Origin of the sequence: Pseudaquabacterium pictum, from assembly GCF_005403045.1 — a bacterium.
GTDB classification, from domain to species: Bacteria; Pseudomonadota; Gammaproteobacteria; order Burkholderiales; family Burkholderiaceae_C; genus Pseudaquabacterium; species Pseudaquabacterium pictum.
Window position 1 is genome coordinate 136,434 of sequence record NZ_BJCL01000001.1, and the last position, 11,755, is coordinate 148,188.

Annotated in this window: 11 protein-coding genes; 7 read left to right on the forward strand and 4 right to left on the reverse strand. The window is 70.0% G+C overall.

Annotated features, from left to right (window positions below):
• Positions 1-3: 3 nt before the first annotated feature.
• The 3 genes from FFT10_RS00570 to FFT10_RS00580 are packed head-to-tail and all read right to left on the reverse strand — an operon-like array spanning position 4 to position 3,053.
• On the reverse strand, positions 4-555 hold the full coding sequence (locus FFT10_RS00570) for a DUF934 domain-containing protein (protein WP_137730821.1): 552 nt from the start codon (positions 553-555) through the stop codon (positions 4-6).
• A 28-nt stretch (positions 556-583) separates the two neighbouring features.
• Positions 584-2,272 (reverse strand): nitrite/sulfite reductase, encoded by a 1,689-nt coding sequence (locus FFT10_RS00575; protein WP_137730822.1) that lies wholly within the window; start codon positions 2,270-2,272, stop codon positions 584-586.
• 13 nt (positions 2,273-2,285) lie between these two features.
• Positions 2,286-3,053: a sulfite exporter TauE/SafE family protein gene (locus FFT10_RS00580; protein WP_137730823.1), complete on the reverse strand. Its 768-nt coding sequence runs from the start codon at positions 3,051-3,053 to the stop codon at positions 2,286-2,288.
• Positions 3,054-3,209: 156 nt separating this feature from the next.
• Here FFT10_RS00580 and FFT10_RS00585 point away from each other — a divergent pair, with 156 nt between their 5' ends.
• Positions 3,210-4,127: a patatin-like phospholipase family protein gene (locus tag FFT10_RS00585; RefSeq protein ID WP_137730824.1), complete on the forward strand. Its 918-nt coding sequence runs from the start codon at positions 3,210-3,212 to the stop codon at positions 4,125-4,127.
• Between the two features lie 126 nt (positions 4,128-4,253).
• On the opposite strand, the gene FFT10_RS00590 is transcribed toward FFT10_RS00585, so the two are convergent.
• Positions 4,254-4,814, reverse strand: a complete 561-nt coding sequence (locus FFT10_RS00590) for a phasin family protein (RefSeq protein ID WP_137730825.1) — start codon at positions 4,812-4,814, stop codon at positions 4,254-4,256.
• A 194-nt stretch (positions 4,815-5,008) separates the two neighbouring features.
• Between FFT10_RS00590 and FFT10_RS00595 the strand changes: the two genes are divergently transcribed.
• The 6 genes from FFT10_RS00595 (at position 5,009) to FFT10_RS00620 (ending at position 11,712) form a co-directional block, all read left to right on the forward strand.
• Positions 5,009-5,965 (forward strand): histone deacetylase family protein, encoded by a 957-nt coding sequence (locus FFT10_RS00595; RefSeq protein WP_137730826.1) that lies wholly within the window; start codon positions 5,009-5,011, stop codon positions 5,963-5,965.
• A 36-nt stretch (positions 5,966-6,001) separates the two neighbouring features.
• Entirely contained in the window at positions 6,002-6,463 is a 462-nt protein-coding gene (locus tag FFT10_RS00600; protein WP_137730827.1) for an acyl-CoA thioesterase, read from the forward strand.
• A 76-nt stretch (positions 6,464-6,539) separates the two neighbouring features.
• Entirely contained in the window at positions 6,540-7,949 is a 1,410-nt protein-coding gene (locus FFT10_RS00605; protein ID WP_137730828.1) for a sodium:proton antiporter, read from the forward strand.
• 7 nt (positions 7,950-7,956) lie between these two features.
• Complete coding sequence (locus tag FFT10_RS00610) at positions 7,957-8,961, forward strand: 2-hydroxyacid dehydrogenase (RefSeq protein ID WP_373282454.1); 1,005 nt, start codon at positions 7,957-7,959, stop codon at positions 8,959-8,961.
• A gap of 118 nt (positions 8,962-9,079) precedes the next feature.
• Positions 9,080-9,550 carry a (2Fe-2S)-binding protein gene (locus tag FFT10_RS00615; protein ID WP_137730830.1) on the forward strand — a complete coding sequence of 157 codons (471 nt, stop codon included), beginning with the start codon at positions 9,080-9,082 and terminating at the stop codon, positions 9,548-9,550.
• An 11-nt stretch (positions 9,551-9,561) separates the two neighbouring features.
• A complete protein-coding gene (locus FFT10_RS00620) occupies positions 9,562-11,712 on the forward strand; it encodes a xanthine dehydrogenase family protein molybdopterin-binding subunit (protein ID WP_137730831.1) in 2,151 nt (716 codons plus the stop codon).
• Positions 11,713-11,755 lie beyond the last annotated feature (43 nt).

Here is an 11,755-nt window from a genome sequence, read left to right on the forward strand (position 1 = left end):
CCTTCAGATGCCCTGGCCGGCATGCAGCTCGGCGCGGGCACGTTCTGCGGCGGGGCCGGCTTCCTGGCTCAGGTCACGGGCGAAGGCCGGCTTGGGCTGCAGCACATCGCCCTGGTAGTGGCCGGCGAAGAAGCCCAGCGCGCGCTGGGCCACGTCCACCTTCTGGTCGGCACGCAGCTGCGCCTGGCTGAAGCCGGTGCGGGCCAGCAGCGGCACCATGTCGACCAGCACATCCCCAGTGGCGCGCACTTCGCCACGGAAGCGGTAGCGGGCGCGCATCAGCCGGGCCTGGGAGTAGGCGCGGCCGTCGACCCACTTCGGGAAGTGCAGCACCACCAGGCCGAAGCGCGGCAGGTCGCCGGCCAGGGCCTCGATGTCGACGGTGTTGGCGAGCTGGATGCCGGCCGGCACGGTGGCCGGCCAGTCCTCGCGCACCGCATGCCACTGTTCCAGCGTCAGCAGGCTGTGGGCGCGCACCGGCGGGTGCGGCTGGGGGCCGTCTTCGCCGGTGTCGGCGTGCCAGGGGTCTTGCGAGGCGTGGGTGATGAATTGCATGGTGGTCACGCGGATGGATGGGTCGCCGTCAATGGGACGCGGTCAGGTGGCGCTGGGCATCGGCGGCGGCCTTGAACGGCGGCAGGCCGATGCGGCGCACGGTGTCGATGAAGCGCTCGCCGGCCTGGCGCTGGGCGCGGAAGGTCTCGATCACCGCCTCGATGACGTCGGGCACCTCTTCAGCGGCGAACGACGGGCCGATCACCTTGCCGGCGGTGGCGGCGCCGCTGATCGTGCTGCCATCGCTGCCGCCCAGCGAGACCTGGTACCACTCGCTGCCGTCCTTGTCGACGCCGAGGATGCCGATGTGGCCGCTGTGGTGGTGGCCGCAGCTGTTGATGCAGCCGCTGATGTGCAGGTCGATGTCGCCGATGTCGTAGACCTCGTCCAGGTCGGCGAAGCGCTCGGTGATGGCCGCGGCCACCGGGATGCTGCGGGCATTGGCCAAGGCGCAGAAATCGCCGCCGGGGCAGTTGATCATGTCGGTGAGCAAGCCGATGTTGGGCGTGGCGAAGCCGGCGGCGCGGGCCGCTTCGAACAGCGCCGGCAGGTCGGCCTGGCGCACCCAGGGCAGCACCAGGTTCTGGTCATGGCTGACCCGCAGCTCGCCCTGGCTGTAGCGCTCGGACAGGGCCGCGGCGGCATCCATCTGGTCGGCGGTGGCGTCGCCCGGCGGCAGGCCGGCACGTTTCAGCGACAGCGTCACCGCCTTGTAGCCCGGCACCTGGTGGGCATGCACATTGCGCTGCAGCCAGCGCTGGTAGGGCTGGGGCGCATCGGCCGGTGTCGGCAGGTCGGCCGCGGGCACCACGCCAGCCGGGCGGGCAAAGCTGGCGGCGATGCGGTCGAACTCGGCTTGCGGGATCAGCTGCAGGCCGGCGCCCACGTCCTCGGCCAGGATGCGGCTGAACTCGGCCTCCACCGCGTCGAAGTACTTCTGGCCCTCGGCCTTGACCAGGATCTTGATGCGCGCCTTGTAGGCGTTGTCACGCCGGCCGTAGCGGTTGTAGACCCGGACGATGGCTTCCAGGTAGCAGAGGATCTGGTCCCAGGGCAGGAAGCTGCGGATCTCGGTGCCGATGATCGGCGTGCGGCCCATGCCGCCACCCACCAGCACCTGGAAGCCGATGTCGCCGGCGGCGTTCTTCTTCAGCTGCAGGCCCACGTCGTGCCAGCCGATGGCGGCACGGTCTTCGGCGGCGCCGCTGACGGCGATCTTGAACTTGCGCGGCAGGAAGGCGAACTCGGGGTGCAGCGTGCTCCACTGGCGCATCACCTCGCAGTAGGGCCGCGGGTCGACGAGTTCGTCGGCAGCCACACCGGCCAGGGCGTCGCTGGTGATGTTGCGGATGCAGTTGCCGCTGGTCTGGATGCCGTGCATGTCCACCGCGGCCAGCTTGTCCATCACGTCGGCGGCCTGGGTCAGCGGGATCCAGTTGTATTGCAGGTTCTGCCGGGTGGTGAAGTGGCCGTAGTCGCGGTCATGCACCCGGGCGATGTCGGCCAGGGTGTGCAGCTGCTTGGCGCTCAGCGCGCCGTAGGGCACGGCCACGCGCAGCATCGGCGCATGGCGCTGCACATACCAGCCGTTCTGCAGCCGCAGGGCGCGGAAGTCTTCATCGGGCAGCTCGCCGGCCAGGTGGCGCTGCAGCTGGTCACGGAATTGTGCGGCACGGGCGTGCACGAACTGGCGGTCGAAATCGGTGTAGGCGTACATCGTCGGGGCAGGGTCAATGGATCACTTTGAGGCCGGCGGTCACCAGCGACACACACAGCAGTCCGCGCACCAGCCGCTCGGGCATGGACTTGGTGAGCTGCGCACCCAGCCAGATGCCGGGCAGGCTGCCCACCAGCAGGGCGGCCAGCAACCCCCATTCCACATGGCCCAGGGTGGCGTGGCCGATGCCGGCCACCAGGGTGAGCGGCACCGCATGCGCGATGTCGGTGCCCACCAGCCGGTGCGCGGGCAGTCGAGGGTACAGCAAGAGGATCAGCGTCGCACCCAGTGCCCCCGCGCCGATCGAGCTCAGGCTCACCAGCACCCCCAGCAGCAGGCCGGCGGCCACCGTGAATCCGGCCTTGCGGCGCGCGGGCAGCCAGCGCTCCAGCTTCAGGCCCAGGGCCTGCCAGGCCTGGCGGTAGGCCACCACCACGGCAGTGACCAGCAGGGCGATGCCCAGCGAGAAGGTCAGCGCCTGCGCCCAGCCCTTGGTGACGCCGGTGAAGTGCATCAGCCCGATGGTGGCCAGCGCCGCGGGGATGCTGCCGGCCAGCATCAGCCCGGTGATGCGGTAGTCGACATGGCCATGGCGCTGGTGCGCCCAGGCGCCGCCGCTCTTGGTGATGGCGGCAAACCACAGGTCGGTGCCGATGGCCACCGCCGGGTTCAGCTTGAACACGCTGATCAGCAGCGGCGTCATCAGCGAGCCGCCGCCCACGCCGGTCATGCCGACGATGGCGCCGATGCCGAAGCCGCTGGCCACTGCGATCCAATCCATGCCCATGCGTTGTCCGGGGTGTGGCCGCCAGGCCCCATGCCACGGCGGAGAGGCGCGACTGTACCGACGCTTCTAATCACCGAAAACGATTGATTTGTTGGTTGCTCATGTCCGATTGAATATAAAGCCAGCGGTGTGGCTTCCTACAATCACGCCATGAACCGCCGAGATGCCTGCCGCCGCCTGCTGGCACTGACGGCCACCGCCGGCCTGGCGGCCTGCCAGACTGCGCCGGTGGCCCCGCCGCCGGCGGCGCCGGTTGTGCCGCCGGTGCCGCCGCCGGTTCCCAAGCCACCCCGCCCGCCGCGCATCGGCCTGGCCCTGGGCGGCGGTGCGGCGCGCGGCTTCGCCCACATCGGCGTGATCCAGGTGCTGGAGGAAGCCGGCATCAAGGTGGACCTGGTGGCCGGCACCTCGGCCGGCAGCCTGGTGGCCGCGCTGTATGCCGCCGGCCGCAACGGCGCCACCCTGGCCCGGCTGGCGCTGGCAATGGATGAATCGGCCATCACCGACTGGGCGTTTCCCGGGCGCGGGCTGATCCGCGGCGAGGCACTGGCGCGCTATGTGCGCGAGCAGACTGGCGGCAAGACCATCGAGCAGCTGCCGATGCCGCTGGGCATCGTCGCGACCGATCTGGACAACGGCCAGGGCATGCTGTTCCAGCGCGGGGATGTGGGCGCGGCGGTGCGTGCCTCCAGCGCCGTGCCGGCGATCTTCCAGCCGGTAAAGATCGGCACGCGGGAATATGTGGACGGCGGCCTGGTGTCGCCGGTGCCGGTGCGCTTCGCCCGCCAGATGGGCGCCGAGCTGGTGATCGCCGTCGACATCTCCAGCCCGCCCGACGGCAACCCCACCAGCGACCCGTTCAAGCTGCTGCTGCAGACCTTCGCCATCATGGGCCGCAGCATCAACCAGCTCGAGCTGAAGGATGCCGACGTGGTGCTGCGGCCGCAGCTGACGGGTGTCTCCAGCGCTGACTTCACCGCGCGCCAGCGGGCCATCGACGCCGGGCGCGCGGCCGCCCTGGCGGCCTTGCCAGCGCTGCGCCAGCGGCTGGCAGCAACGGCCCTCTGACCAGCCGACCGCCCATGAAAAAGGCCCAACGGCAGAAGCCGCTGGGCCGAAGGGTCCCCAGAACCGAGTTCGAGGGGACCGAGGAGACAATCCTCGTGGGTGCCGCCAGGCGGCACCCGGCGGTGATCAGGCGGCGCGCTTGGCCGACTTGGCGGCGGCCTGGCTGGCCTTGACCGCGGTGTTGGTCACGGCGGTGAAGTTGGCTTCGGCGATGTCGGCGGCCTGCTTGGCGGCCTTGTGCACGCTTTCGTAGGCGTTGTTGGCGGCGGTCATGGCCGACTTCACCAGGGTCACGGCCTGCTCGCTGCCGGCGGGGGCGTTCTTCAGGGCACCGTCCACCATGCCGGCGAAGCTCTTCTGCAGCTCGGCCATCTGGGCTTCGGCGGTCTTGGTGAATTCGCCGGTGGTGCTGGTGGCGATGTCGTACAGGTGGCGGCTGTAGGCAGCGGCCTTCTCGGCCGAGGGCTGCAGCATGCTGGCCTGCAGGGCCAGCAGTTCCTGGGCGTCCTTCACCGACAGGGCGGCCTTGGCGTTCTCGGCGCTCTCGGCCAGGGTGGCCTTGGCCACTTGCAGGTTCAGCTCGACCAGCTTCTCCACGCCTTCGAACGCCTTGTGGGTCAGGCCGAACAGGGTTTCGAGGTTGGCCTTGTTGGCGGCGGCGAATTGGTCAGCGGTCATGAAGTTCATGGTGTGCTCCAGAGGTTGAATGGGACAGGGGACAGATTCGGGGTGCAGGGGGTGCCTCTGCTTTCGCCAGGCATGCTGCACTGCAACATGAAACCAAGTATAGGCACCAGATCGGGGATTGCAAGCAGTTTTTGTTGCGCTGCAGCAAATTAGGGGTGCCGGCCCAGAAACCCGCCACTGGGCAGAATCGGCCGATGCATGTCTTCAGCAACGCCCGCTTCTCGATGGACCTGCCGCCGGGCCACCGTTTCCCGATGCCCAAGTACCAGCTGCTGCGCGACCGGGTGGAAGCCGAATGTCCGGCGCTGACCGTCACCGAGTCGCCGGCGGCCACCGAGGGCGAGCTGGCGCTGGCCCACACGCCCGACTACATCGGCGCGGTGCTGCAGGGCACGCTGAGTGCGGCGGCGCAGCGCGAGATCGGCTTTCCCTGGAGCGAGCGCATGGTGGCGCGCAGCCTGCGCTCGGTGGGCGCCACCATCGCCGCGGCGCGGGCGGCGCTGGCGGCGCCCGGTGGCGGCGTGGCCCTGCACCTGGCCGGCGGCACCCACCACGCCTATGCCGACAAGGGCTCGGGCTATTGCGTGTTCAACGACGTGGTGGTGGCCGCGCGCCTGATGCAGGCCGAGGTGTTCCGCCACCAGCGCCAGGGCCTGCGGGTGTGGGTGATCGACCTGGACGTGCACCAGGGCAACGGCACGGCGGCCATCCTGCGTGACGACCCGTCGGTCTTCACCCTGTCGCTGCATGGCGCCAGGAACTTCCCGTTCCGCAAGGAGGCCAGCGACCTGGACGTGGACCTGCCCGATGGCTGCACCGATGGCCCCTACCTCGACGCGCTGGATGCCGCCCTGGCCCGGGCCTGGCAGCGCCAGCTGGATGCCGGCGGCCCGCCCGGCCTGGCCTTCTACCTGGCCGGCGCCGACCCGCACGAGGGCGACCGCCTGGGCCGGCTGAAGCTCACCGACGCCGGCCTGGCCGCGCGCGACCAGCGCGTCTTCGACTGGCTGCAGCGCCACCGCGTGCCGGTGGCCGTCACCATGGCCGGCGGCTACGGCCACGACATCCACACCACGGTGGCGGTGCAGCTGCGCACGGTGCAGCTGGCGCATGCCGCCTGGCAGGCCTGGCAGGCGGTGGCAGCGCGGTGACAGCGCCGGCGCGGGCCGGCTGGAACAATCCCGCCGATGACTGCCCCGCTCCAGCCAAAACCCCAGCCCGATTCCCGTGACCGCTATGCCCACCTGTCGTCCATCAGCACCCGCTGGATGGACAACGATGTCTACGGCCACGTCAACAATGTCCAGTACTACAGCTTCTTCGACACCGCGGTGAACCGCTACCTGATCGCCGCCGGTGCGCTGGACATCCATGCCGGCGCGGTGATCGGCCTGGTGGTCGAGACGCACTGCAACTACTTCGCGCCGCTGGCCTTTCCGCAGGATGTGGAAGCCGGGCTGCGGGTGGCGCAGGTGGGCCGCAGCAGCGTGCGCTACGAGGTCGGCCTGTTCGCGCCCGGCCAGCCGCTGGCCGCGGCGATGGGCCACTTCGTGCATGTGTACGTCGACCGGGACACCCGCCGCCCGGTGCAACTGCCCGACGCACTGCTGGCCGCGCTGGCGCCGCTGCGCACCGCGGCTGCCGGCTGACCGGCACCGGACGGCCCGCCGCCCTCCCTAGAATCGCGCCGCCTTGCCGGCAACCACAACAACATCTGGAGATCCCATGCGCCCTGGCCGTCTGTTTGTCCTGCTCGGCCTTTGCGCCGCATCCGGCCTGGCCAGCGCGGCCGAGATCGACGGCGCGGCACTCACCGCCTGGTGGGGTCTGCCGTTCGCCGGCATGCTGCTGTCGATCGCGCTGATGCCGCTGCTGGTGCCGGAGTTCTGGCACCACCACTTCGGCAAGGTGGCGGCGGGCTGGGCCCTGGCCATGCTGCTGCCGTTCGCGGCGCTGTTCGGCATCGGCAGCGCGGCGCAGGCGCTGGTGCACACCCTGCTGGCCGAGTACCTGCCGTTCATCATCCTGCTGACCGCGCTGTTCACCGTCTCCGGCGGCATCTACATCCGCGGCAATCTGCACGGCAGCCCGCTGACCAACACCACCATCCTGGCCCTGGGGGCGGTGCTGGCGAGCCTCATGGGCACCACCGGTGCCTCGATGCTGCTGATCCGGCCGCTGATCCGCGCCAACGACAACCGCAAGCACACGGTGCATGTGTTCGTGTTCTTCATCTTCATCGTCAGCAACATCGGCGGCTCGCTCACGCCGCTGGGCGATCCGCCGCTGTTCCTGGGCTTCCTGAAGGGCGTCAGCTTCTTCTGGACGGCCCAGTACCTGTGGCCCGAGACGCTGTTCATGCTGGCCTCGCTGCTGGTGATCTTCTACCTGCTGGACAGCTACTGGTACCGGCGTGAAGGCGTGCTGCCGGTCGACCCGACACCCGACACCACCAAGCCCTTCGGCGCCGAAGGCGGCGTCAACGTCGTGCTGCTGGGCGCGGTGGTGCTGCTGGTGCTGATGAGCGGCACCTGGAAGCCCGGCATCGCCTTCGACATCGCCGGCACGCCGGTGGAACTGCAGAACCTGGTGCGCGATGTGGCGCTGATCGGCGTCACCCTGCTGTCACTGCGGCTCACGCCGGTGAGCGTGCGGCGCGACAACCAGTTCGGCTGGGCGCCGATGCAGGAAGTGGCCAAGCTGTTCATCGGCATCTTTATCACCATGCTGCCGGTGCTGGCCATCCTGAAGGCCGGCGAGGCCGGGTCGTTCGCCGCGGTGGCGCGCGCCGTCACAGGGCCGGATGGCCAGCCGCTGCCCTGGGCCTACTTCTGGTTCTCCGGCATGCTGTCGTCCTTCCTGGACAACGCGCCCACCTACCTGGTGTTCTTCAACCTTGCCGGGGGCGATCCGGCCACGCTGATGGGCCCGCTGGCGGCCACGCTGGCGGCCATCTCGGCCGGGTCGGTGTTCATGGGCGCCAACAGCTACATCGGCAACGCGCCCAACTTCATGGTCAAGGCCATCGTCGAGGACCGCGGCCTGCGCATGCCCAGCTTCTTCGGCTACATGGCCTGGTCGTTCGGCATCCTGGTGCCACTGTTCGTGGTCCTCACCTTCATCTGGATGCGCTGACATGACGATGTCCCACAAGCCGAGGGTGCTGGTCACCATCCCGATGTTTGCCGAGGTGCTGACGGCGCTGGCCGAGCGGTTCGAGGTCGATGCCCCCTGCGGCACCGCCACCCCCATCGACTGGACGGCCGACAGCCTGGCCGCCCGCGCCCAGGGCGCTGCCGGCCTGCTGGTGGCCGGCAGCCCGCGCATCGATGCGGCCCTGCTGGCCGCCGCGCCCAGCCTGCGGGCGGTGTGCAGCATGGCGGTGGGCCACAACAACATCGACCTGCCGGCCTGCACGGCCGCCGGCGTGCTGGTGAGCAACGCGCCCGACGTGCTGACCGAGACCACCGCCGACTTCGGCTTCGCGCTGATGATGGCCACCGCCCGGCGCATCGCCGAGAGCGAGCATTTCCTGCGCGCCGGCCGCTGGACCCACTGGGCCTACGACATGTTCGCCGGTGCCGACGTGCACGGCGCAACGCTGGGCGTGCTGGGCATGGGCCGCATCGGCCAGGCGATCGCGCGCCGCGGCGCGCTGGGCTTCGGCATGCCGGTGATCTACCACAACCGCAGCCGGCTCGATGGCGCCATCGAGCAGCAACTGGGCGCCCGCTGGGTGGACAAGGCCACGCTGCTGCGCGAGGCCGACCACCTGGTGATCGTGGTGCCGTACAGCCCCGCATCCCACCACCTGGTGGCCGCGGCCGACCTGGCGCTGATGAAGCCCAGCGCCACGCTGACCAACATCGCCCGTGGCGGCGTGGTCGACGATGCGGCGCTGGCCCAGGCCCTGCGGGCACGCACGATCGCAGCGGCCGGGCTGGACGTGTTCGAAGGCGAGCCGTCCGTCCATCCCGACCTGCTGACCGTGCCCAACGTGGTGATGACACCGCACATCGCCAGCGCCAGCCTGCGCACCCGGCGCGCCATGGCCGATCTGGCCGCGGCCAACCTGGCGGCCGCGCTGAGCGGCCAGCAGCCGCCCACGGCGCTGAACCCGCAGGTGCTGCCGTTGCGGCCGGCCTGATCCAGCCCGGCGCAGTGCCGCCGCGCAACGGCGCGGGTTTGTCCTCTCGTGGCGCCTCCCCGTCGGGTAGCACCATCGTTGCGCGCTTGAGGCGCATCAAATTCGACGAGGAGACCCCATGACCACTGCATTCAAGATCAACGGCAAGCCCGTGAAGGCCACTTCCGAGCCTGACACCCCGCTGCTGTGGGTCATCCGGGACGAGATCGGCCTGACCGGCACCAAGTTCGGCTGCGGCGCCAGCCTGTGCGGTGCCTGCACCGTGCATGTGGATGGCACGGCGGTGCGTTCCTGCTCGACGCCGCTGGCGCAGGTGGCCAACAAGCTGGTGTCCACCGTGGAAAGCCTGTCGCGCAACAACAGCCACCCGCTGCAGAAGGCCTGGATCCAGCACGACGTGCCGCAATGCGGTTATTGCCAGAGCGGCCAGCTGATGAGCGCCGCGGCCCTGCTGGCCCGCAACAAGAATCCCAGCGACGAAGAGATCGACGGCGCAATGGCCGGCAACATCTGCCGCTGCGGCACCTACACCCGCGTGCACGCGGCCATCAAGACGGCGGCCGCCGAAATGCGCGGCGCCAAGGCCTGAGGAGCGCTGCGATGACCAAGACCACCACCCGACTCAACACCAGCCGCCGCGGCTTCCTGCAGTCCTCGGCCGCCTTCAGCGGCGGCCTGATGGTCGGCGTCACCCTGCCGGTCTCCGGGCCGGCCCAGGCCGCTGCCACGCTGCACACGCCCAGCGCCTGGGTGCACATCGCCGACGACAACACCATCACCCTGATCTCGGCCCGCGCCGAGATGGGGCAGGGCGTGTACACCAGCATGCCGATGCTGATCGCCGAAGAGCTGAACATCGACATCCAGAAGGTCAAGGTGGCCTTTGCGCCACCGGGCAAGGTGTACGGCAATGCGCTGATCTTCGGCCTGCAGCTCACCGGCGGCTCCACCTCGGTGCGCGAGGGCTACGACAAGCTGCGCCTGGCCGGCGCCCAGGTGCGCGAGATGCTCGTGGCCGCGGCCGCCGACCAGTGGAAGGTCGACGCCAGCACGCTGAAGGCCGAGAACGGCATGGTCACCGGCCCTGGCGGCAAGAAGGCCAGCTACGGCCAGTTGGCCGCGGCAGCGGCCAAGATGCCGGTGCCCGAGAAGCCGGCGATGAAGGACCCGTCGCAGTTCCGCATCGTCGGCAAGCCCACCACCCGGCTCGACACGCCGGCCAAGGTCAATGGCACGGCCCGCTTCGGCATCGACGTGAAGCTGCCGGGCATGGTGTACGCCAGCATCGCGATGTCGCCGGTGCAGGGCGGCAAGGTGAAGAGCTTCGACGGCGCCAAGGCCAAGGCGGCCAAGGGCGTGCTCGACGTGGTGCAGATCCCCGACGGCATCGCCGTGGTGGCCGACACCTACTGGCATGCAGTGAAGGCGCGCCAGCTGCTGCAGATCGACTGGGACGAGGGCGCGAACGCCAACCTCAGCACCGCAGCCATGTTCGCCGGCACCCAGGCCGCGCTGGCCTCGGGCAAGCCCATCCCGCACAAGAAGGTGGGCGACGCCGATGCCGCCGTGGCCGCCGCCGCCAAGGTGGTGCGTGCCGAGTACCGCACGCAGAACCTGAGCCATGCGCCGATGGAGCCGATGAACTACACCGCCCATTTCCAGGGCGATCGCATCCACCTGGTCGGCCCCACCCAATGGCCCGATGCGGTGCAGGGCGCGGTGGCCAAGATGCTGAACCTGAAGGTCGAGAACGTGGCGGTGGAGAACACCTTCCTCGGCGGGGCCTTCGGTCGGCGCATCGATTTCGACTACATCCTGCAGGCCGCCCAGATCGCCAAGGCCGTGCCGGGCAAGCCGGTCAAGCTGGTCTGGAGCCGCGAGGACGACATGCAGCATGACTTCTACCGCCCGCTGGCGGTGCACCAGCTGGCCGCGGCCCTGGGTGCCGACGGCAAGCCGGCGGCGCTGACCTGGCGGGTGGCCTCGCAATCGGTCACCGCCCGGGCCTTCGGCCTGCCGCCGGAGGCACCGGACGGCCTGATGACCGAGGCGGCCACGCCGCTGTATGCCATCCCCGCCATCCGGCAGGACGTGGTCAAGCACGATGCCGGCATCCGGGTGGGCTACTGGCGCGCGGTCAGCCACAACATGAACGCCTTCGCCAACGAAAGCTTCATCGACGAATGCGCCGCCGCCGCCGGGCAGGATCCGGTGGCCTACCGCCTGGCCATGCTGGACGGCCAGCCACGCATGGCCAACGTGCTGAAGCAGGCCGCCGCCAAGGCCGGCTGGGGCACGCCGGCTGCGGCCGGGCGCTTCCGCGGCGTCAGCCTGATGGAGGGCTACGACACCTACATGGCCCAGGTGGCCGAGGTGTCGATCCAGGGTGGCGCGCCGGTGGTGCACAAGGTCACCGTGGTGGCCGACCTGGGCGCGATGGTCAACCCCGACACGGTGCTGGCGCAGATCCAGTCCAGCGTGATCTTCGGCCTGTCGGGTGTGCTGTGGAGCGAGATCACCGTCGACAAGGGCCGGGTGCAGCAGGCCAACTTCGACCGCTTCCGGGTGATGCGCAACAACGAGGCGCCGCAGATCGACATCGTGCTGGTGCCCAGCGGCGAAAAGCCTGGCGGCATCGGCGAGCCGGCCACGGCGCTGGTCGGCCCGGCGGTGGCCAACGCGGTGTTCGCCGCCACCGGCAAGCGGGTGCGCAAGATGCCGCTGACGGCCGAAGCCCTGGCCCAGGCCTGACCACCTGCGCACCCTGCCACGGGGTCTGCGGCTGCACAGCCGC